Source organism: Povalibacter uvarum (genome assembly GCF_014202975.1).
Taxonomy (GTDB): Bacteria; Pseudomonadota; Gammaproteobacteria; order Steroidobacterales; family Steroidobacteraceae; genus Steroidobacter; species Steroidobacter uvarum.
In genome coordinates, this window is the sequence record NZ_JACHHZ010000002.1 from 202,391 (window position 1) to 223,594 (window position 21,204).

The 21,204-nt window shown below is 63.4% G+C and carries 14 protein-coding genes; 10 read left to right on the forward strand and 4 right to left on the reverse strand.

The window, feature by feature from the left end; all coding sequences use genetic code 11:
- Positions 1 to 82: 82 nt before the first annotated feature.
- The gene (locus HNQ60_RS07175; protein WP_184330361.1) at positions 83 to 2,176 is read right to left on the reverse strand and encodes a hypothetical protein; all 2,094 of its coding nucleotides are present in this window, start codon (positions 2,174 to 2,176) and stop codon (positions 83 to 85) included.
- A gap of 247 nt (positions 2,177 to 2,423) precedes the next feature.
- On the opposite strand from HNQ60_RS07175, the gene HNQ60_RS07180 reads away from it, so the two are divergent.
- From HNQ60_RS07180 to HNQ60_RS07195, 4 genes are all read left to right on the forward strand, one after another.
- Positions 2,424 to 5,006, forward strand: a complete 2,583-nt coding sequence (locus tag HNQ60_RS07180) for a glycoside hydrolase family 3 protein (RefSeq protein WP_184330362.1) — start codon at positions 2,424 to 2,426, stop codon at positions 5,004 to 5,006.
- A gap of 78 nt (positions 5,007 to 5,084) precedes the next feature.
- Positions 5,085 to 6,089, forward strand: a complete 1,005-nt coding sequence (locus tag HNQ60_RS07185; protein ID WP_322096846.1) for a LacI family DNA-binding transcriptional regulator — start codon at positions 5,085 to 5,087, stop codon at positions 6,087 to 6,089.
- Positions 6,090 to 6,301: 212 nt separating this feature from the next.
- A complete protein-coding gene (locus HNQ60_RS07190; protein ID WP_184330363.1) occupies positions 6,302 to 7,168 on the forward strand; it encodes a DUF6279 family lipoprotein in 867 nt (288 codons plus the stop codon).
- Positions 7,165 to 7,983, forward strand: coding sequence for a class I SAM-dependent methyltransferase (locus HNQ60_RS07195; protein WP_184330364.1), 819 nt, complete (start codon positions 7,165 to 7,167; stop codon positions 7,981 to 7,983). Before HNQ60_RS07190 ends, HNQ60_RS07195 begins: the two co-directional genes overlap by 4 nt.
- A 49-nt stretch (positions 7,984 to 8,032) precedes the next feature.
- Here the strand turns inward: HNQ60_RS07195 and fusA are convergent, their stop codons facing one another.
- Entirely contained in the window at positions 8,033 to 10,078 is a 2,046-nt protein-coding gene (gene fusA, locus HNQ60_RS07200) for an elongation factor G (protein WP_184330365.1), read from the reverse strand.
- A gap of 186 nt (positions 10,079 to 10,264) precedes the next feature.
- Between fusA and HNQ60_RS07205 the strand changes: the two genes are divergently transcribed.
- From HNQ60_RS07205 to HNQ60_RS07215, 3 genes are read left to right on the forward strand one after another with little or no spacing between them, the layout of a single operon-like run.
- On the forward strand, positions 10,265 to 11,683 hold the full coding sequence (locus HNQ60_RS07205; RefSeq protein WP_184330366.1) for a response regulator: 1,419 nt from the start codon (positions 10,265 to 10,267) through the stop codon (positions 11,681 to 11,683).
- Between the two features lie 9 nt (positions 11,684 to 11,692).
- Positions 11,693 to 12,748: a saccharopine dehydrogenase family protein gene (locus HNQ60_RS07210; RefSeq protein ID WP_184330367.1), complete on the forward strand. Its 1,056-nt coding sequence runs from the start codon at positions 11,693 to 11,695 to the stop codon at positions 12,746 to 12,748.
- A complete protein-coding gene (locus HNQ60_RS07215) occupies positions 12,745 to 13,776 on the forward strand; it encodes a YheT family hydrolase (RefSeq protein WP_184330368.1) in 1,032 nt (343 codons plus the stop codon). The genes HNQ60_RS07210 and HNQ60_RS07215 overlap by 4 nt, the downstream gene beginning before the upstream one ends.
- Positions 13,777 to 13,797: 21 nt before the next feature.
- Here the strand turns inward: HNQ60_RS07215 and HNQ60_RS07220 are convergent, their stop codons facing one another.
- Positions 13,798 to 14,574, reverse strand: a complete 777-nt coding sequence (locus tag HNQ60_RS07220) for a glycerophosphodiester phosphodiesterase family protein (RefSeq protein WP_184330369.1) — start codon at positions 14,572 to 14,574, stop codon at positions 13,798 to 13,800.
- Between the two features lie 161 nt (positions 14,575 to 14,735).
- Between HNQ60_RS07220 and HNQ60_RS07225 the strand changes: the two genes are divergently transcribed.
- Positions 14,736 to 17,255, forward strand: a complete 2,520-nt coding sequence (locus HNQ60_RS07225) for a PQQ-dependent sugar dehydrogenase (protein WP_184330370.1) — start codon at positions 14,736 to 14,738, stop codon at positions 17,253 to 17,255.
- Between the two features lie 116 nt (positions 17,256 to 17,371).
- Here HNQ60_RS07225 and HNQ60_RS07230 read toward each other — a convergent pair whose 3' ends face one another.
- Positions 17,372 to 17,770 (reverse strand): bactofilin family protein, encoded by a 399-nt coding sequence (locus HNQ60_RS07230; RefSeq protein ID WP_184330371.1) that lies wholly within the window; start codon positions 17,768 to 17,770, stop codon positions 17,372 to 17,374.
- Between the two features lie 353 nt (positions 17,771 to 18,123).
- Here HNQ60_RS07230 and HNQ60_RS07235 point away from each other — a divergent pair, with 353 nt between their 5' ends.
- Together HNQ60_RS07235 and HNQ60_RS07240 are read left to right on the forward strand one after the other, a co-directional pair.
- Entirely contained in the window at positions 18,124 to 19,446 is a 1,323-nt protein-coding gene (locus HNQ60_RS07235; RefSeq protein ID WP_184330372.1) for a M16 family metallopeptidase, read from the forward strand.
- Complete coding sequence (locus tag HNQ60_RS07240; protein WP_184330373.1) at positions 19,446 to 20,873, forward strand: M16 family metallopeptidase; 1,428 nt, start codon at positions 19,446 to 19,448, stop codon at positions 20,871 to 20,873. Before HNQ60_RS07235 ends, HNQ60_RS07240 begins: the two co-directional genes overlap by 1 nt.
- Positions 20,874 to 21,204: the final 331 nt, after the last annotated feature.

The following is a 21,204-nucleotide window of genomic DNA, read 5'->3' on the forward strand; positions in this document are numbered from 1 at the left end:
GGTGGTACTCAGTGTGATTTGGCGCACTGAATGCCGAATGAATCGTACGCTCTGACTGTTCCGCGGTGCCAGCCCGACGTCGCTACTGCACGACGGGCCCTTCGGATTCGGTGATGGCGATCAACTGCCGGACGAGCCTTGGCCAGTCGACGCGCCGGGAACTGCCTATGACATCGATGCGCGGCAGGCCTTTGCCTTTGACGAGATAGTAACCACCGTTCGGCGCCGGAGCGACGCCGTCCATGTGGCACACGTCCTGCTCCAGGCGACACGACACGCCGAGCCGGTCGTAGTTGAACTCATCGAAGAATCGCATCACGCCGCTGGAAAGCGCGGCGGTAACCCCTGCTCCGCCACCGCCGATACTGCCGATGTTCTCTACCGCTCGCTGGCTGATTCGATGCCTCGAGCGATCGCCGGGCGGAGTGAAGAGGCGCGCGTCGAAGGCCACCGGAGTCCAGTTGAAGAGCTCGAGCCCCGAAATGGCGCCGGACAGACGCCCCGTCATGCCGCCAAAGGAGAAGGCGCCCGTTACGAGATTGAGATCCAGATTCTCGAGCGCGATGTTGGATCGGAAGCGCGGCCACTGACTGAAGGGCTGCTCGAGACGCAGATCGCTGATCCGCACTTCGCCGTCGAAGACCTGCGCGGTCAGTGTCGTGCCGAGCGTCACGATCCGATCTCGCATGCGCAGCTTGGAAATGTTGCCGCTGATCTTGCCGCCGAATTCAGGCCAGCCGAATGCCTGGCAGAGTTGCCGCACGCTGATCGGCTGGATGCTCGCATCGACCATGAAGGCAACCGTCGGCAGGCCGGCGTTGCGAATCCTGAAGCTCTCGACGGCGATCGCTCCGTCGAGCACGGGAATGTGCGCCGGTTGCAGCAGCCGAATCTGTCGACCCTGCGTATTGAAGTGCAGCTCGGTCGCGCCGAGGTCGAGGTTCAACAGGGTGCCCGAGGCCCAGCTGAGCGTCGAATTGGGGCTGCGCTGCGGAGGGGAATCCTCATCATCGTCGGATGAGGCGGAAGGTGCGTCGAGCCAGTGCCATTCACCGCTCAGTTCGTGCAGGACGAAGTTGCGGGCGCCATCGTCGAGACTGACTTTGTCGAAGCGCAGGCTCGCCTGCCGCGGCGTCCCGTCTTCGATCGACAACGCGGCACTCAGCGCACCCGATGTCTGCAGAGACTTGAAGCCCGTGTCCAGCAGAAGCGGCTGGAAGTAGCTCGTATACGCACCAGGGAATTGCAGCGATTGAAGATCGAAGCGCAATGCCCGCAGCGGTTGCTCCGCATCCAGGTCGATAGTGCCCTTCCCCGAACCCCTGGCTACCTCGCGATGATCGATCGCGAAGTGATCCACAACCAGTAAACCGGCATTCGTCCAGAGTCCGCGCGCGCTGGCTTCCAGCGGATGAACGCCCAGATCGAGGAAAATCGGCTGCGCATACGCCTGACCGGCGGCGGACTTGATCGTTGCTTCGTAGCGCCAGTCTGCTCCGGCACGCCCGAGTTTCGCGCGCAGCTCGAACGAGAGGCGATCGGCCGCAAGACTGCCCGATTCGTTGTTGCCAGTGAGCTCGCTCACCGTCGCTGTCACATCAGCAGCGCGCAACGCGGTGTCAGTACCTGATGCATTGATCGACGCAGTCACGAGGCCCGTCGCGGTCAATTCCGGAGCGGGCAACTGCCACTGCTTGGCGAGCTTCAGAGTCTCATCGAGTGGCAGTCGGGAAATGTCGGCGGTCGCGCGCCAGCCTGAATCGTTCAAAGCAGCAGCGAGGTTGATCTGCCCCTGGCCGACACGCAGTCCGCGCAGGTTCAGATCGAGCGCACCGGTCGTTCGCGCGTAGCGCACGTCGCCAGGCACCGTCTGAGAACCAAGAGAAGGGAGCGAAGCCACGATGCGCGCCTTCGCGCAGCGAATGACGTCGGCGGAAACTTCGAGCGCGGGACATTCGATCCGGACGTTCCGGAGTTCATCCTTGATCGAGCTCAACCGTAGCCGCGACACGGTAGCCGATACACCCGACGATCCTTCCGGCAGATCGGCCCGCACTACAACGCCTTGCGCACTCCAGCCGGCGCCTTCGATCTGCTCGACCTCGAGTTCGATCTCGTCGACTGCGCCGACCAGCGTCGCCATCGCCATCGCGAATAACGCAAGCGCAGTCAGCACTCCCCTTCGGCGGCAGCCAGTCGTGTCAGCGACGATTCGATTCATCGAATGGATGATGACGGGCGCACGCAACAGCGCCAAGTCGAGGAATACAGCCGTGTACGCCGGTTGTATGACTTCGAACCAACGAATACCGGTCCGAATTCGTCATTCGGGCAAATTGACAACGCTGTCAAATCCATGGGATTCTGACCCTGCGGGCCTTCCGGCTCAGCCAGATCAACATATTTCATCGGGGGATCGGACGATGGTGAACCTTGGGCTTCAGCGTGCCCGGCACGGCGCCGCGCTGGGCACAGCCGTGGCTATCGCATGCGCGCTCGCAGGGTGCGATCGGGAAACGAACGCGATGCCGACTCACGGCGCGACTCCGTCGGCGCAAGAAACCGCCGTCATCCATCCGGAACAGTGGCCGAAGCTCTCGCCACCGGTGCAGGACAGCCCCGCGCTGAATGCTCGTCTCGAAGCACTGCTCGCGTCTTTGTCGATCGAGGAGAAAGTCGGCCAGATCATCCAGGCAGACATCGGCAGCGTCACCCCCGACGACGTTCGCAAGTATCGGCTCGGCTCCGTGCTCAATGGCGGCAACTCCGGTCCTCACGGCGACGATCTCGCACCGGCGAAGAAATGGCTCGAACTCGCTGACGCATTCTACGAAGCGTCCATGGACACGAGCGGCAGTCACAAGGCGATCCCCATCATCTGGGGTTCGGACGCCATTCACGGCAACAACAACATCGTTGGCGCAACGATTTTCCCGCACAACATCGGACTCGGCGCGACGCGCAATCCCGAACTGATCAAGCGCATCGGCGAAGTCACTGCAATCGAGACGAGAATCAGCGGCCAGGAATGGACGTTCGCACCGACGCTCGCCGTCGTGCAGGACGTTCGCTGGGGACGCTCCTATGAGTCGTACTCCGAGCAGCCCGAAATCGTGCACGAATACGCGAGCGCAATGGTCCAGGGGCTCCAGGGCGAACCGGGATCACCTGAATTTCTGAAGGGCAAGCACGTCATCACGACAGCAAAGCATTTCGTCGGCGACGGCGGCACCTTCGAAGGACGCGATCAGGGCGACAATCGCGCGAGCGAAAAAGTTCTGCGTGACATCCACACCGCCGGCTACACCGCCGCGATCAACGCGGGCGCGCAATCTGTAATGGCTTCCTTCTCGAGCTGGCAGGGCGCCAAGGTGCACGGTCACAAGGGACTGCTCACCGATGTGCTCAAGGACCGCTTCGGCTTCGACGGCATCCTCGTCGGCGACTGGAATGCGCACGGCCAGGTCGATGGCTGCTCCACGACGAACTGCGCAGCAACGATCAATGCCGGACTCGACATGTTCATGGCACCCGATGGCTGGAGGGCGCTGTACGACAACACGCTCGCGCAGGCACGCTCGGGTGAGATTCCGATGGCACGCCTCGACGACGCCGTTCGGCGCATCCTGCGAGTGAAGCTGCGAGCCGGCCTTTTCGAAGCGGGTAAACCTTCGTCGCGCCCGCTGGCCGGTCAGTTCAACCTGCTCGGTGCTCCCGAGCATCGGTCTGTCGCTCGTCAGGCTGTGCGCGAATCGCTGGTGCTGCTCAAGAACGCAAAGCATGTGCTGCCGCTCAAACCGTCGATGAACGTTCTGGTCGTCGGCGACGGCGCGGACAACATCGCGAAGCAAAGCGGCGGCTGGTCGCTGACGTGGCAAGGCACGGGCGTGACCAACGCGAATTTCCCGAACGGCGAATCGATCTATTCCGGCATTCGCTCGGCCGTCAGGGCGGGCGGCGGTAAGGTCACGCTGAGCGCCAACGGTGATGTCAAAGGCAAACCCGATGTCGCCATCGTCGTGTTCGGCGAAGACCCTTACGCCGAATTCCAGGGCGACGTCGACACGCTCGAGTACAAGCCCGGCAACAAGGCGGATCTCGCGCTGCTCAGGAAGCTTCGTGAAGCGAACGTGCCCGTCGTCTCCGTATTCCTCTCGGGTCGGCCAATGTGGGTCAATCCGGAGCTGAATGCATCGGACGCATTCGTTGCCGCGTGGCTGCCAGGCACCGAGGGTGGTGGCGTCGCAGACGTGCTCTTCGCGAAGAACGACGGCACCGCCAACCATGACTTCAAGGGCAGGCTCTCCTTCGCATGGCCGCGCACGCCGGAACAGGTCACTGAAACGCGTGGAACGGAAGCGCCGCTCTTCGCATACGGCTTCGGACTTACGTATCGCGATACAGGCGAGCTCGACGCGCTGCCTGAAACCGTCGCACAACGTCGCGACGTCGCCTCGACACGCGAGTACTTCTCCGCAGGTCGCGCGGCGAATGGCTGGACGATCGCGCTCGCAGACGGTCAGAGCCGCCAACCGCTGCCGACAGGAATTGGCGCAACAGCGGACGGCGCGCTGAAGATCACAGCAATCGACCGGGGCGCGCAGGAAGACGCACGTCTGCTCAACTGGTCGGGCACGGGCTCCGCCAGCTTCATCATCGAGCGCAACGATCCGATCGACCTGCAACGCGAAGCCAACGGACAGCTGTCGCTCGTGTTCGACTATCGCGTCGACACGGCGCCTGCTGGCGGTGTGTCGCTCGGCGTCGAATGCCACGGCGGTGCCAACAAGTGCGCGAGCAGCATCCAGATCGAAGATCAGCTCCAGCGCGCTCCCAAGAAGGAATGGCAGCAGGCGCGCATTCTGCTGAGCTGCTTCCAGCAAGGCGGGGCCGATATGCGTGCGATCACGGCACCGATCGTGCTGTCGACGGCGGGTCCGTTGCAGCTGGGCATTGCGAACGTGCGGCTCGACACGGGACTTCAGGGCGCCGTGACCTGCCAGTAAAGCCCAGCAGTGAAGCCTGCCCTTGCTCGGACGCGTCGAGTGCCGAAGGAATCGAATGGCCGGACCCGGATCCATGATGTGGCCCGGGCCGCCGGCGTCGCGATCAAGACCGTATCGCGTGCACTGAACAACGAACCCAACGTTCGTCAGGACACGCGCGAGCGCATCCTGGAAACCGTCAAGCGGCTCAACTATCACCCGAGCTTGTCGGCCCGCGGGCTTGCCGGCCGCCGCTCGTATCTCATCGGCTTGATCTACGAAAATCCCAGCGCCAATTACCTGGTGGATGTGCAACACGGTGCGATGGCGCGCTGCCGCGAGGGACGCTTCCAGCTGCTGATGCACCAGGTCAGCGGCCGCGGCGAGGAGCTGGAACGCGACGTCATCGGACTCATCGATCAAACAGGAGTCGATGGCCTCATCGTGACAGCGCCGCTGTGTCAGTCGAACGAGCTGATCCGTACGCTCGATCGTCGCGAGATACCGTTCGTGCGCATGGCGCCGAACAAGATGCGTCACCGCACACCGTACGCGGACATGGATGATGAAGGTGCCGCGTATGAGATGACGGCCTACCTCATCGGCCTCGGGCATCGCCGCATCGGGTTCATCTCGGGCCACCCCGAACACTTCGCGAGCGGCCAGCGTCTCAACGGCTATCGCAAGGCGTTGAAGGCGCATCGCATCGCGTATCGAGCCAGCTACGTCCGGCAGGGCTTCTTCATCTTCGAGTCGGGCCTCGATGCCGCTCGCCAGCTGCTTGCGATGCCAGAGCCGCCCACGGCGATCTTCGCCAGCAACGACGACATGGCGGCGGGCGTTCTGATGGCGGCGCACGAGATGGGCATCGCCGTTCCGGATCAGCTCTCAGTGGCCGGTTTCGATGACACGTACATCGCGCGAACCGTGTGGCCGCGTCTCACGACCGTCCATCAGCCGAGCTACGACCTGGCCTACACGGCCGCCGATCTTCTCCTGCGCGTCCTGAGCAGCCAGCCGGCACCGAAGCCGGTGCGGCTGCCCTATCGCCTCGTATGCCGCGCTTCGACCGGGCTCACGGATGACAGCGATAGCCATTCCTGAGGGTCCAGCATCGCTCCGATGCGCGCTCCGCTTGCAACGCGGGTGACCCGGCACCGTCGCTGTACCTCCCCCCGCAGCCGGTCCGGGCCACTCGCGTTCTTTCCGGATTGATGTCCGTGAACCCGGACCCGTAAATCGGGTCCATGCGTTCGGAGTCAGGCAATTCCGCGGCGGACCTTGCGCCGGGCAGCGTTTGAGCAGGACAGTACCGCATGGGCGACCGAACCTTGACGTCATCGCGAGCGAAGCGGATCCGCGTCGCCGGCGTGTGCACGCTGCTGCTCACGCTGGCGGCCTGCACCGGAAGCTTCTTTTACAACCGGCTCGACACGCTCGCCGGGTGGTACCTGGGCTCGCTGGTCTCGCTGACCGACGGCCAGCGCATCCAGCTGCAGCACTGGCTATCGCAAACCCTCGCCTGGCATCGCCAGTCCGAGCTCAACCGTTATTCGCGCTTCCTGCGTGATCTTTCTGACCAGGTGATGCAGCCGGGCACGCCAGTGCGCTACGAAGAGACTCAAAAGCGCTTCCAGGGCTTCTGGGACGACCTCATCGAGAAGGCCACGCCTGATGCGACGACGCTCCTGCTGAGCCTGTCGCCCGAACAGGTGGACGAACTGGTCCGCAACATGGAAGAGAAAGCGCGCGAGCGCAGCGACGACGAAGGCAAACCAGAGAACTGGCACCGCGAACAGGCGAAGTCGCTCACTCGCTTCGTCAAGCGCTGGGCAGGCAGCGTCACGGACGAACAGAAGGCGCTCATTACCGCCGCGGCCGCGCAGGTCGAGCCGACACGCGATGAATGGCTGGCCAGCCAACAGGCCTGGCAACGCTCCCTGCGCGAGGCATTGCAGAAGCCGGCGGACGATCGCGCCGGTGCCGTCCAGCGCCTCCTGGAGAAGCCCGACAACCAGTGGACGCAGGAATATCACGACAAGTCGCAACGCAATCGCCAGCGTTATCTCGAGCTAGTAACCTCGCTGGATGCCACTTTCACGGATCGGCAACGCCAGCATCTGCGCGCGGAGCTGCTGAAACTGGCCCAGCAACTGGACACCATCGCCCGGGGGAAAACATGAACGCTCGTCTCGCCTGCGCTCTTGCGATCACGCTCGCACTCACTGCCTGTAGCCGCTCGGAGCCGCCTCCGCCGGCTGCGGAAACACCTCCCGCCGCTCATGCGGCTGCTCCCAGCGAAAGCACTGGCGAAAGCGCTGCGATCCAGGCCGCCCTGTCGAATTCTTCGCGCTTCGCCGGAGACGCTGGTGAAGACGCCTGGCGCAAGTCCGCGGATGTCCTTGCGTTCATGAATGTGCAGCCGGGCATGCACGTCGTCGACTATCTCGCCGGCGGCGGCTACTACACCGAGTTGCTTTCGACGCTCGTCGGACCCGAGGGTCGGGTCTACACATACAACAATGCCGAGTACACGAAGTACTCGGGCGATACGCCGGCGAAGCGCTACGCCAACAACCGTCTCGGCAACGTAGTAACAGTGACAGGTGCTCCGGAATCGCTCGCGATCGAACCGGGTTCGCTGGACGCGGCGCTGTTCGTCCAGTCGTATCACGACCTGCACTGGAAATCGAAAGATTGGTCGCCGACCGATCCGGCGAAGTCGCTCGCCGCTCTCGTAACGGCGCTGAAGCCGGGCGCGATCGTCGTGGTGGTGGACCATGTCGCCGTTGCCGGCAGCGATCCCGCGGTCGTCGTCGACTCGCTCCATCGCATCGATCCGGCGCTCGTGAGAAAGGACTTCGAAGCAGCGGGACTCGTCTTCGATGCGGAGAGCTCGATCCTGGCGAACTCCGCGGACGATCACACCAAGTCCGTGTTCGACGAGTCGATCCGCCACAAGACGGACCAGTTCGTCTACCGGTTCCGCAAGCCCTGACCTCGCCCGAGTCCGTCCGCTCCCTTCGCAAGAAGGGAGCGGACGCTCGCTATTCTTCGTCCACGGTCTTGTAAGCCTTCGCCAGCTCCTGCTGCTTGCGCGCCGGCACCGGATCGTAGTGACTCAGGTCCATCGTGAAGCTGCCCTCGCCGCCGGTGAGCGACTTGAGTCTCGACTGGTAATCGTTGATCTCCGCAAGCGGCACGAGCGCACTGATCCTCGTCTGCTGACCGCCTAACGCGCTGTTCCCGCTGATTCGTCCCCGGCGCGTCGCAAGATCCGCCGTGATGTCGCCCGTGCTCGCACTCGGCACCGTGATCTCGAGCCGCACGACAGGCTCGAGAATGATCGGACTGGCATCGCGAAACGCGTTCTGGAATGCGCGGCGACCGGCGGCGACAAAGGCCACCTCTTTCGAATCGACCGAGTGGTGCTTGCCGTCATAGACGATCACTCGCAGATCCTGCAATGGAAAGCCCGCGACGACGCCATCGTTCAGCGCCTGTCGAACACCCTTCTCGACCGCTGGAATGTATTGCCCCGGAATCGAACCTCCGACCACCTCATCGACGAACTCGAATCCCTGCCCTCGATCGAGCGGCTCGACACGCAAGAAGACTTCCCCGAACTGGCCGGCGCCGCCCGTCTGCTTCTTGTGTCGATGATGCCCTTCGGCGGGACGGGTGATGGTCTCGCGATAGGGGATGCTCGGCGTATGAGTCTTGCACTGCACGCCGTAGCGATCCTTCATGCGATCGAGCATCACGCGCAGATGCAGATCGCCCATGCCGTAGAGAACAGTTTCGTTCAGGCTCGCGTGATGCTCCACGCGCACGCACGGATCTTCCGCGACGAGTCGATGCAGCGCGTCTGAAAGCTTCTGTTCTTCGCCGCGCCGTTCGGGCTCGATGGCCACGCCCGCCATCGCCGGCGGAAAGCTGATCGACTTGAGATGGAAATTGTCCTCGTCGTGCGAGTCGTGCAGCACCGCATCGAAATGCAGCTCGTCGATCTTCGACACGGCGCCGATATCGCCCGGCGTCATCTGCGGCACTTCGACATGATCCTTGCCCTGCAGGCGATACAGATGCGCGACTTTGAACGGCTTGCGCGAATCGCCGATGTAGAGCTGCGACCCGTTGCGGATCGTGCCCTGGTGCACGCGGAAGACTCCCATGCGACCGACGAAGGGATCGATGCAGACCTTGAACACGTGTGCGATCACATGCTTCGCCGCATCGGGAGTGACCTGGACGCGTTCCGCTTCATCGCCGTCTCCCTTCAGGAAGGGCGGCGGATTCGCTTCGAACGGATTGGGCATCAGGCGCCCCACGATCTCGAGCAGTTCGGGAATGCCCGCGCCCGTCTCGGCGGACACGAAACACACCGGGATCAGATGGCCCTCGCGCAGGGCGCGCTCAAAAGGGTCGTGTAGCTGCTCCGGGGTGAGCTCCTCACCCTGCTCGAGATACAGCGCCATCAGCGCTTCGTCGACTTCGACGACCTGGTCGATGATCTGCGTATGCGCGGTCTCGACCGAAGAGAAATCCGCTTTGGCGGCGCCGGGCTTGAAGAAACAATCGACGACGCCGCGACCGTTGTCGCACGGCAGGTTGAGAGGCAGGCATTCGCGACCGAACGTTTCGCGCAGATCGGCCAGCACGCGTTCCGACTGCGCGTCGCGGCTGTCGATCTTGTTGATGATGATGAGCCTGCACAGGTCGCGATCGCGGGCGAAGTCCATCATCCGCTGCGTCATCGGCTCGATGCCGTTGACGGCGCTGACGACGATCGCCGCCGTTTCGACTGCTTCGAGGACGGTGAGCGCTCGACCGGCGAAGTCGGGATAGCCAGGGGTGTCGATCAGGTGAACGCGACGGCCGACGGCTTCGAAATTGACGATCGCCGCATCGAGCGAATGACCGATCTGTCGTTCCTGCGGATCGAAATCGCAGACGAGGGAGCCGCGCTCCTGACTGCCGCGACCGCGGATGGCGCCGGACTGCGCAAGCAGACTCTCCGCGAGGAGGGTCTTGCCCGCCCCGGCCTGCCCGACCAGGGCAATGTTGCGAATGTCCGCGGTGGAGTACGCCATCGTTGCCATCCTCCCGTCATTCTCGCGTCATCCTCACGCCTGGGCAGGATACGCCTGCGGAAGTAGATGGCGGATAGCGGATAGTGACTAGGCGCGACGCGCTCCAACCGCCGCCTCCATTGAGCCCGATCACTACACCGCTTACCCTATCGGCCATCCGCTATCCGCCATCCGCTTTCCGAGAAAATGACAACCAAGCGCGCCCTGATCGTGGACGACTCCCGCTCCGCCCGCGTCATCCTGAGCCGGATGCTGGAAGCCTACGATCTGCAGGTCGATGCAGCCGAGTCGGCCGAGCAGGCCCTCGAATACCTGCGGCAGAACCGGCCCGACGTGGTCTTCATGGACCACTTGATGCCCGGCATGGACGGCTTCCAGGCGATTCAGGCCATCAAGAGCAATCCCGACACGGCGACGATCCCGGTCATGATGTACACGTCCCAGGAGGGCGAGTTGTACGTGAGCCAGGCACGGGCGCTCGGAGCGGTGGGCGTGTTGCCCAAGACGGTCAAGCCCGGGGATGTGTCGCGAGTGCTGTATCAGCTCCATCTGCTGCCGGAGCGCCGCGAAGGTCGCAGCAATCTTTTCGAGTCCGAAGACAACGACGCCCCTCGCGCACCAGCACCTACGCCAGCGCCACAGCCGATGCCGGCACGAACACCCGCTGCCGCGCTCCGAACCGGGTCGCAGCCGGCCGTGCAGGTCGAGCGCGAGACGCGGACCCAGGTGGGCGAAGTCGAGACAGCCCTTCGCAATGCGATGGCACCGGCGCTGCGCGAGTACAACGCAGAACTGCGACGCTATATCGCGGCCAGCATGGAAGTCCTGACGCGAAAGATCGCGTCGGACAAACCTGCCGCGACGGATTCGGCAACGCCGGTTGCAGCACCAGAACGCGCACCGGAACCCGCTCCCGCACCGTCGCGCTGGCCCCTGCTGGCGGCCGTTGCAGCGGTAGCGCTGATTCCTACGATCGTTCTGTCAGTGCTTTACCTGGAAACGCTGCGCTCGACACGAGCGCTTACACAGTCCTACACGCGCCTCGCCGCGATCGCCGAAGAGCAGCAGGCGCAACTCACTGCACTCGCCGCAGCTCGCCCGACGACCGCGGAATTCGCGCAGGCTGTGACGACCGCGATCACGAACGCAGCGGATCGCGAACTGGTGCCGTACGGCGAAACGCCGCTCGCAGGTGCCCGGCTCGAGCATCTGCGCACGCTGATCGAGAAGCTGCGCACCGATGGATTCAAAGGCAAGGTCGTTGCCTCGTCGTTTGCCGGCGAGTATTGCCTGACCGGCAATGGCATCGAAGGCTACTCGATCGCGGCCGATGACCTGCCCGTCAAGCGTTGCGACCTGATCGGCAATCCGTTCGACGACAGCCTCACCTCCGCTCAGCGCCAGTCGCTGCCATTTGCGAACCTCGTGACGAGCATTCCGCAACAGACGGGCAACGCGCTCAGCGTGGAAGTCACGCATGGCGGCCGCACGCCAGCAGTTCCGTATCCCGAAGGCGACACACTGACGAAGACCACGGCGGGCGAGTGGAACAGGATCGCCGCCCAGAACAATCGCGTGGAGTTCGTGGCGAGCGCCGCGCAGTAACGCAACCTCATGCCACCCTGGCTGCTCTACGGCGCAAACGGCTACACCGGCGAACTGATCGCACGTGAAGCGGTGCGGCGCGGCATGAAGCCGCTGCTCGCCGGCCGGTCGAAACAGAAAATCGAGAAGCTGGCCGCCGAACTCGGCTGCCCGAGTGCCGTCTTCGACCTCGAGGATCACACAGCGCTCGTCGGTGCACTGTCGAATGTCGCTGCGGTGCTGCACTGCGCGGGACCCTTCTCCGCCACCGCGCGCTCGATGATGCAGGGCTGCCTCGCCACGCATGTTCACTACTTCGATATCACCGGCGAGATCCCCGTGTTCGAGCTCGCCCACAGCGTGCACGAAAAAGCGCGGCGCTCGGGAATCCTCATGTGTCCAGGTGTCGGCTTCGACGTAGTGCCCACCGACTGCCTGGCTCTGGCACTCAAGCAGGCGCTTCCCGACGCGACGCATCTTGCGCTCGGCTTCGACAGCAGATCCGGGCTGAGCAAGGGCACCGCGAAGACGACGGTCGAAATGGCTACCGACGGAGCGAAGGTCCGTCGCGACGGCACCATCGTCAGCGTTCCCCTGGCCTCGCAGACGCGGCGTATCGATTTCGGGAACGGCGAAAGACTCGCGGTCGGAATTCCCTGGGGTGATGTGAGCACGGCGTATTACACGACCGGCATTCCGAACATCGAAGTCTTCACCGCATCGACGCCGAAGGCGATCGCCCAGATGCGCCGCACCAATCTGTTCCGGGGCGTGTTGCGCACAAGATTCGTGCAATGGCTCGCGAAGTACAGCATCGACCGACGCCTGCAGCCGCCCAATCAGGCGCAGCGCGACAGCAATCCGAGCTTCGTGTGGGGCGAGGCGCGCAATGCGGCGGGCAAGACGGTGGCCGCGCGCGTAGTGACCGCGAACGGCTACGCACTGACTATTGCATCTTCGCTGGGTATCATCAGCCGGGTCCTGGAAACACAGCCCGCTCCTGGATTCATCACGCCCGGCCTGCTCATGGGCGCCGATTTCGTCACCTCGCTGCCGGGCTCATCGCAGATCCGACTCGACGCATGACCGATAGTCTCAGCGCTCCCCTGCCTACACCGACGACGCTCGACGATACACACGGCTTCAGCCCCCCGGCCTGGCTCGCGAACGCGCACCTGCAGTCGATTCTGCCGAGCCTGAAGCTCCGCCGTCCGCTGCTCGCGCGTCGCGCACGACATCTGCTCGCGTGCTCGAAGGATCAGATCCTCGATTGCGGCGACGGTGTGCGCCTCATGGGTCACTATTCGAGCCGTGCAGCGGCAGGTCACGCGCCGGCGAAGGATCTGGTGGTGCTTCTGCACGGATGGGAAGGCAGTGCCGATTCGCTGTACGTGCTTTCGCTCGGCAGCTACCTGTTCGATCGCGGCTGCGACATCTTCCGCCTGAACTTCCGCGACCACGGTCCTACGCATCATCTCAACGAAGACATCTTTCATTCGTGCCGCCTGGACGAAGTCGTCGGCGCGATTCGTTCGCTGCAGCAGGAACACTCCGATCAGCGACTGTCGGTTGCCGGCTTTTCTCTGGGCGGGAACTTCGCGCTGCGCACTGCGACCCGTGCGCCGAAAGCGGGACTCAAACTGGAACGCGCCATCGGCATCTGCCCGGTGCTTCGGCCGCACAGCACGATGGAGATCCTCGAGAACGGCCCGTTCATCTATCAGCAGTACTTCATCGGCAAGTGGAAGCGCTCGCTGAAGCTCAAGCAGAAGCTCTTCCCGAAGCGCTTCGATTTCCGTTCCATCCTGTCGCAGTCGAACATCCGCACGATGACCGAGGTGATGGTGGAGCGTTACAGCGAGTTCGGGAGTCTCGATGCGTATCTGAACGGTTACGCGATCACCGGCGATGTGATGGCCTCGCTCGAGGTCCCGAGCCACATCCTGTTTGCGATGAACGACCCGATCATTCCCGCACGCGATCTCAAGGACCTGGCGCGAACGAAGCACCTGCACGTTCACGAGATCCCCGGTGGCGGTCATTGCGGATTCATGGACCGATTGAATGCGGAGAGCTGGGCGGACCGGCAGGTGGCCAAGCTGATATGCGGGTGACGGGCAAACCGTCAGCTCACTTCATTCCCCCGCGGCCGGTCGCGTCTGCAAGCCCCGGAACTCCCGCAGCATCCGCCGCACTTCCATCGTCTGCACGAGTCGTGCGCCGCGCGAGGCGAGCTCCAGCGCCTGACGATATGAATTCACATCGTAGATCGCCCATCGCCAGGGACCGCGCCACAAGCGGGCATTGTTCTGCGTCAGCAACTGGTGATCGCAGAACACGTAGTCCGGCGCCAGCGACTCGCATTTGAGCGCGGACAGCGTGCTGTAGTCGGGAAGGATCCAGCCGACGCGGTACGACGATACCTGCCGCAGGTGATGAACCGTTGCAAGGTCCGCGGAAATGAGCACGCACTGACGCACGACGGGTTTCAGTACCTCGGACACGCGGCGCACGACCGCTTCGTGTCCGAAGGCCCTCAGGCTGGCCCGCTTGAGCTGTACGAATGCTGTGGCGGCCGGATGCGATTCGAGCAAGCTGACTGCTTGCGCGAGCGTCGGAATCCCCACGTCAGTGAAGCGCTTCTGAAAGCGCGATTCCTCGTTGACCGAAACCTCGCCGAGTTCGTCGAGGCTCATCTCGAGCGCGTGACGATCGATGCCCGCCGTGCGCTTGAGATCGGAGTCATGCAGCAGGATCGGCTGACGATCCGCCGAGAGCTGCACGTCGAATGCTATATGTCGAATGCCCAGATCGAGCGCAGAACGCAACGCCGGCAGCGTGTTCTCGGGGTACTCCGCTGCGTTGCCGCGATGAGCGATCAGATCGGGAATACGTTGGAGGAGTGTCGACATCCATGCCCACGGTCAACGGGACTTCGTCGCATCTTAACCTTGAGCAGCAGTCCGTGGCGCGGACCCGAAGGGCGTGCGTATGCGTTCACCGACAGCTACGCATTTGCCGCAGCGTCTGGTATGTCCCGACCCGGGCTCACGTATAAGAACCACATACCCCTATGAACATCGTGCATCTCGATCGCTCGGTCCGATGGTTGGTCGGCGTGATTCTCGTGGGGGTCCTGCAGGGATGTGGAGGAGGCGGCGGTTCTGATTCCGATCCGCCACCCCCGCCGCCGCCAGACACGGCAGCACCCAGTGTTCCCGGGAATGTGAGCGCGACGGCAGCGAGCAACTCGCGTATCGATCTGAGCTGGACCGCATCGACCGACACCGGCGGCTCCGGCCTCAGCGGCTATCGAATCTATCGCGATAACTCGGCAACCGCGCTGGCGACAGTCACCGCGCCCGCGACGACTTATGCGAACACGGGACTGACGGCGAGTACTCAGTACAGTTACACCGTGCGAGCTTTCGACGTGGCGGGCAACGAATCGGCGGCATCGACCGCAGCAAACGCAACGACGCAAGCCGATCCAGCGCCGGGCACGCCGGGGCTCGATACGCGGCCATCGAACACCACTTGCCGCGCATGGGATCGCCCCGCTTCGGGCTCGATCCAGCTGCAATCGTTCAGCTCGCTGACCTTCAGCTCATCGATCGCCATGCTGCAGGCACCGAACGACAACACGAACTGGTACGTCGTGGAGCAAGGCGGCACGATCAAGCGACTCAACACGTCGAACCTGAACAACTTCTCGACGTACGGAATGATCCCGGTGACTTCCGGCGGCGAGATGGGCCTGCTCGGCATGGCGTTCCATCCGGACTTCCCGACGGACAATCGAGTGTTCCTGTCGTACACGCTGCGAGTTGGAGGACAGCTCCTCTCCCGCATCTCTTCGTTCCCAAGCACGGCAACGGCGCTGGGCGCGACCGAAACGGTACTGCTGACGGTCAATCAGCCCGAGGACAATCACAACGGCGGCGACATTCATTTCGGACCGGACGGCTATCTCTACATCGGCCTCGGTGATGGTGGTGGCGGCGGCGATCAGCACGGCTCGATCGGCAACGGCCAGCGGCTCACGACGATGCTGGGCAAGATGCTGCGCATTGATGTCGACGGCAGCTCCCCTTACGCAATCCCCAGCGATAATCCTTTCGCGTCCGGCAGTCGCTGCCCGCCCGAAGGCCGCTCGAGCGGCAACTGTCCAGAGATCTACGCGTGGGGCTTCCGCAATCCATGGCGATGGAGCTTCGATCGCGGCAGCGGCGAACTGTGGGTCGCCGATGTGGGACAGGGCCAATGGGAAGAAGTGAACACGGTGGGCCGCGGCGGGAACTACGGGTGGCGCTGTCGCGAAGGCGCCCATGACTACTCCGCCGGAACCACGGGCTGTGATTCAGCGGCGCTGATCGATCCGGTGACTGAATACGATCACTCGCTCGGCACCGCCATCACGGGCGGCTACGTGTATCGCGGGCCGCAGAACACGACGCTGAAGGGCCGCTATCTTTTCGGGGATTCGGGCTCGGGTCGCATCTGGGCGTGGCTGCCTGAACGCGCAACGCCGCAGGCACCGCGCGCGCCGACGCAACTCGCTGACACCAGTCTGAGCATCGTGTCGTTCGGCGAAGGTAACGACGGCGAGTTGTACGTGGTCAACTACAACTCGCTCCATCGCATCGTCTTCCAGGCACCCGCTGGCGGCGGCACGGTACCAACATCGTTGAGCGCGACAGGCTGCGTGAGCGCGTCCGATGCGAAACAGCCCGCAGCCGGGCTCATTCCCTACGCCATCAACGCGCCTTTCTGGTCCGACGGCGCGACCAAGAATCGCTGGATCGGTCTGCCGGACGGACAGAACATCACCGTTCAATCGAGCAATGACTGGGACTTTCCGAACGGCACGGTCCTGATGAAGAATTTCACGGTGGGCACGCGCCTCATCGAGACGCGGCTCTTCATGCGCCATCCGAACGACAGCAGTTGGGGTGGTTACACGTACGCCTGGAACGACGCACAGACTGACGCGACACTCGTTACCGGCGGCACGACTCGCGACATCGGCAACGGCCAGCGCTGGATCTATCCGAGCGAGGGCCAGTGCGTTCAATGCCACACGAATGCGGCGGGCGGCTCACTTGGCCTCGAGACCGCGCAACTCAATCGTGACTTCCTCTATCCGCAAACCGGACGCACCGCGAATGAGTTGTTCACGCTGAACCACATTCAGACGCTGACGCCCGCGATCACCGATCCGGGTGCCCAGCCGCGCATGCCGGATCCGGCCGATACGAGCGCGTCGTTGAACGATCGTGCACGAGCCTATCTGCATACGAACTGCTCGCAGTGTCATCGTCAGGGCGGACCGACGCCGAGCACGATGGATCTTCGCTACACGACTCCACTCGCGCAGACGAATGCATGCAATGCGCCGCCTCAGGCCGGCGACATGGGCCTCGGCGCCTCCGCCCGGCTGATCGCCCCAGGGAATGCGACGAATTCGATCGTCGTGAATCGCGTCAACCGCCGCCGCGACGCGAACGCAATGCCGCCGGTGGGATCGGATCAGATCGACACAGCGGGAGTGGCGCTGCTGACGCAATGGATCAACGGAATGACGGGCTGTTGACAGTCGGTGGCACGACGACTGTCATCCCCGCGAAGGCGGGGATCCATCTGGTCCAACGGCATGGATTCCCGCTTTCGCGGGAATGACGACTGCGGTTCGCGGGGCCGACGAGTCGATCAGTCCTCTTTCCGCTTCTCATCGTAGTGAATGACGGGCTGTCCGCTCGTGACAGCCATTTCACCTTCGATCACCGCGCCCTGGGCGATTGCGATGCTGCGCGCTGTGACAGCGCCGTGGATGCGCGCGGTTTTGCGGATCTCCAGTTTCTCGCTGGCGATGATCTCGCCGTGCCATTCCCCTGCGACGACGACATTGGCCGCCTGCAGTCGTCCTTCCCACCGTCCGCCATCGGACAGCGTGACAGCGCCGCGCACCTTGCTGTCGCCGATGACGATGCCGCCGACGATCAGGTCGCCTTCGCAGTTCAGGTTGCCGGTCAGTGTCGTTCCGGCACCGATGAACGTCGGACTGCTCGCGATCTTGTCGGTCGCGCGGCGACGAAGGTTGTCGGCCATGAAGACTCTCCTGCTGCAAAAAGCAATTATTCACTCTGGCGATGTTTTGTTGTGTACCAGAAACGTCGCCAGTCGGCGTCATTCCCTGCCCCCGCTTCACCATCGTGTCCGAACGTGACAATCCTCGTCACCGCGGCCCAAGGGCTCCGCGTGGGTAAATCACTGATTGGCTTGGCCCTGAACCCATGGCACATGCCTTGCAATCATCGAGGCGTGCGCTGAACCGCCTTGCTCTTCCAATGAAGGCAACAGGTTCGCATTCAACGCCGCCAGCGTCTTCCCCGCGGGCGGCGTTTTTTTTGCCCGCCACTGACGCAGCTATGATGCAGCCTTCATCGTTACCGGGGCTTCCCATGCGTCGTCTGTCGCTCCTGTTGCTATTGCTGACATCGGTCGCGCACGCCCAGATCCCGGGGGCCGAGCGGATAGAGACGGTCACGCTCGGCAACGGCATGACGATCATCGTCTGGCCCGATCCCGACATTCCCAATGTGGCCCTGTACAACTGGGTGAAGGTCGGCAGCCGCAACGAAGTGCCCGGAATCACGGGTCTGGCGCACTTCTTCGAACACATGATGTTCAACGGCACCAGCACGCGCCCGCCCGGCAGTTTCGACAAGGAGCTCGAAGCGAACGGCGCGAACAACAACGCGTCCACGTCGAACGATGTGACGATCTACAAGGACTGGTTTCCGCGTGATGCCCTCGAGCTCGTGTTCGAGCTCGAGGCCGACCGGCTGCGCAACCTCGCCTTCGATCCGAAGGTCATCGAAAGCGAACGAGGTGTCGTCTACTCGGAGCGGCGACTGGGAGTGGACGACAGCAATGCCGGCCGTCTCATGGAACAGGTGCAGGCGACGGCGTACGTCGCGCATCCATACTCGATTCCCACTATCGGCTGGCCCTCGGATATCGAAGGCTGGACGGTCGACGATCTGAAGAAATTCTTCGCCACGCACTACGCGCCGAACAACTGCACGATGATCCTCGTCGGCGACGTCGATCCGAAAAAGGTGATCGCGCTGGCCCGCAAATACTTCGAACCGATTCCGCGCCAGGCGCCGCCCGAGCCGATTCGCACGAAGGAGCCCGAACAGCAAGGCGAGCGACGCGTGCTGGTCGAGGCTGACGCACAGACGCCGCTGCTGCAATTCGCGTATCACAGCATCGCGGGTTCCGATCCGCGCCTGCCCGCACTCGAACTGCTCCTGCGCATTCTCGTTGACGGCGATGCATCGCGTCTGCACCGCGCGCTCGTGGAAGAGCAGAAGGTCGCCATTTCGGCCGACGGCTATCTGGAAGCGGGTTTCGATCCCGGCCTGACGTGGCTGTTCCTGTCACTGCCCTCCAATGGCGATGTCGCCCAGGCGGAGAAGGCGCTCGACGCGGAGATCGATCGCATTCGCAAGGACGGTGTCACTGCTGCGGAGCTGAATCGCGCCCGCAGCCAAGTCATCGCCGATTTCTGGCGCGCGCTCGCGACTATCGATGGCAAGGCTGACCAGCTCGGTACTTATGCCGTGATGCGCGGCGGCTATCAGAAGCTGTTCGAAGCCCCTCGTGCGTACGAACAAGTCAGTCTCGAGGATGTGAAGAAGCTGGCCGCGGAGATTCTGCGACCAAGCAATCGAACAGTCGGCTTGCTGCGCGCAGCGACGAACGAGGAGAACAAGTGATGCGTGCCCCGCGATTCGTGAAATTGCTCGCATCGCTCGTAGCCGGAGTAACCGCGCTCATCAGCATGACGGCAGCCGCACAGTCGGCTGGCGTAAAGCTGCCGCCGTACGAACGCGTCGAATTGCGTAACGGAGCCGTCCTGCTCCTGATGGAACGCCACGACGTACCGCTGATCGCCGTCAACGCCGTGGTTCGCGGCGGCAGCGCAGTCGATCCTCAGGACCAGGCGGGGCTGTCGGGGCTGCTCGCGAACCTGCTGGAAAAGGGCGCGGGCAAACGCGACGCGGCGACTTTCGCGGACACGCTGGCCTCCGTCGGCGGTTTGCTTTCGGCTTCGGCCGGCACGGAAGGCATCGTGATCACCGGATCATTCCTGTCGCGCGATCAGAAGCTGATGGTCGAATTGCTCTCGGACGTTCTGCAGCGGCCGCAATTGACTGCCGCGCAGTTCGACTCGGTGCGCAACCGGCAGATCGAATTCATCCGTGCCGCGAAGGATTCCGAACTGGAGTCGCTCACTCCGCTCTACGGCAAGGCCGCGCTGTTCCCTGGTCATCCCTACGGCAAACCCGCGATCGGCAGTGAAGCCGGGCTCGCCGCGGCCACGCACGACGCACTCATGCGCCACTATCGCGATCAGTTCGGCGCCGACCGATTGATCCTTGCCGTGGTCGGCGACTTCAAAACGGGCGCGATGAAGCAGAGCCTCACGAGCGCGCTGAACGGCTGGCGGAAGGCAGGAGCAGAGCTACCCGTCATCACAGCCCCGTCGAAGGTCACCGGTCGTCGCGTGCTTCTCATCGACGCGCCCGAATCAGTGCAGTCGTATTTCTGGGCCGGCAATGTCGGCGTCGCGAGGAGCTACCGCGATCGCGCTGCGCTCGATGTCGTGAATACGCTCTTCGGTGGGCGGTTCACGTCGATGCTGAACAGCGAGCTGCGCATTCGCACCGGCCTCACTTACGGTGCCCGCTCGCGGTTCGACCGGTTTACTCAGCCCGGCCCCTGGCAGATGAGCTCGTACACGCAGACGAAGACCACCTTCGAGGCGATCGATCTTGCGTTCAGCGTTCTCGACCGGCTGCACAACGAGCGGATCGAACCGGCCCTGCTCGCCTCGGGCAAGACCTATGTTCAGGGTCAGTTCCCGCTCGCGCTGGAAACGACCAACGAGTGGGCCAGCGCACTGACCGACCTCGAGTTCTACAAGCTCGACCGCGGCTACATCGACGGCTATGCAGCATCGCTGGGGGCTGTCACGTCGGATGATGCTCAGCGGATGATCCGCGAGAACTTCCCCAGCTCCGACAACGTCATGCTGGTCGTCGTCGGCCAGGCCGCGGTCCTGCGCGAAGGCCTGCGGAAGTACGGGTCTGTGACGGAGATGAAGCTGAGCGATCCGCACTTCGCTGCAGCCCGCCGCTGACGGGGCGAGGAAAAACTTTCAGCTGCTGCGCAGGAGGAGTCGCCGCTCAGGCTCTGCCCGAAGCTGCGCTTGCGCACCTGTCTGATCGTCCGAAAGCGGCCCTCACGTAAATGTGTGATCCCCGTCACATTGGCGAAGAATCGCGACGCCCGGCGCGGGCCGCGGGGGCTCGAACCGGCCGCTTCGAGAGCCTCGCTTTTTCGGCATAAATCCGTGTTTTTCCGCTGGATTCGGGGTGTCGGCTGGCAACTTTTCCGACATGGACAAACGGTTTCGAGCGGCTAGACTCGCTTGATCCGCAACGCGCCTTTTTCCTGTATCCCGCGCGCCG

What these genes read in the sequence shown, in the direction of transcription:
- HNQ60_RS07180 (WP_184330362.1), top strand. Translation starts at nt 2,424, where the DNA reads ATGGTGAACCTTGGGCTTCAGCGTGCCCGGCACGGCGCCGCGCTGGGC.
- HNQ60_RS07190 (WP_184330363.1), top strand. Translation starts at nt 6,302, where the DNA reads ATGGGCGACCGAACCTTGACGTCATCGCGAGCGAAGCGGATCCGCGTC.
- HNQ60_RS07195 (WP_184330364.1), top strand. Translation starts at nt 7,165, where the DNA reads ATGAACGCTCGTCTCGCCTGCGCTCTTGCGATCACGCTCGCACTCACT.
- fusA (WP_184330365.1), bottom strand. Translation starts at nt 10,078, where the DNA reads ATGGCGTACTCCACCGCGGACATTCGCAACATTGCCCTGGTCGGGCAG.
- HNQ60_RS07205 (WP_184330366.1), top strand. Translation starts at nt 10,265, where the DNA reads ATGACAACCAAGCGCGCCCTGATCGTGGACGACTCCCGCTCCGCCCGC.
- HNQ60_RS07210 (WP_184330367.1), top strand. Translation starts at nt 11,693, where the DNA reads ATGCCACCCTGGCTGCTCTACGGCGCAAACGGCTACACCGGCGAACTG.
- HNQ60_RS07215 (WP_184330368.1), top strand. Translation starts at nt 12,745, where the DNA reads ATGACCGATAGTCTCAGCGCTCCCCTGCCTACACCGACGACGCTCGAC.
- HNQ60_RS07220 (WP_184330369.1), bottom strand. Translation starts at nt 14,574, where the DNA reads ATGTCGACACTCCTCCAACGTATTCCCGATCTGATCGCTCATCGCGGC.
- HNQ60_RS07225 (WP_184330370.1), top strand. Translation starts at nt 14,736, where the DNA reads ATGAACATCGTGCATCTCGATCGCTCGGTCCGATGGTTGGTCGGCGTG.
- HNQ60_RS07230 (WP_184330371.1), bottom strand. Translation starts at nt 17,770, where the DNA reads ATGGCCGACAACCTTCGTCGCCGCGCGACCGACAAGATCGCGAGCAGT.
- HNQ60_RS07235 (WP_184330372.1), top strand. Translation starts at nt 18,124, where the DNA reads ATGCGTCGTCTGTCGCTCCTGTTGCTATTGCTGACATCGGTCGCGCAC.
- HNQ60_RS07240 (WP_184330373.1), top strand. Translation starts at nt 19,446, where the DNA reads ATGCGTGCCCCGCGATTCGTGAAATTGCTCGCATCGCTCGTAGCCGGA.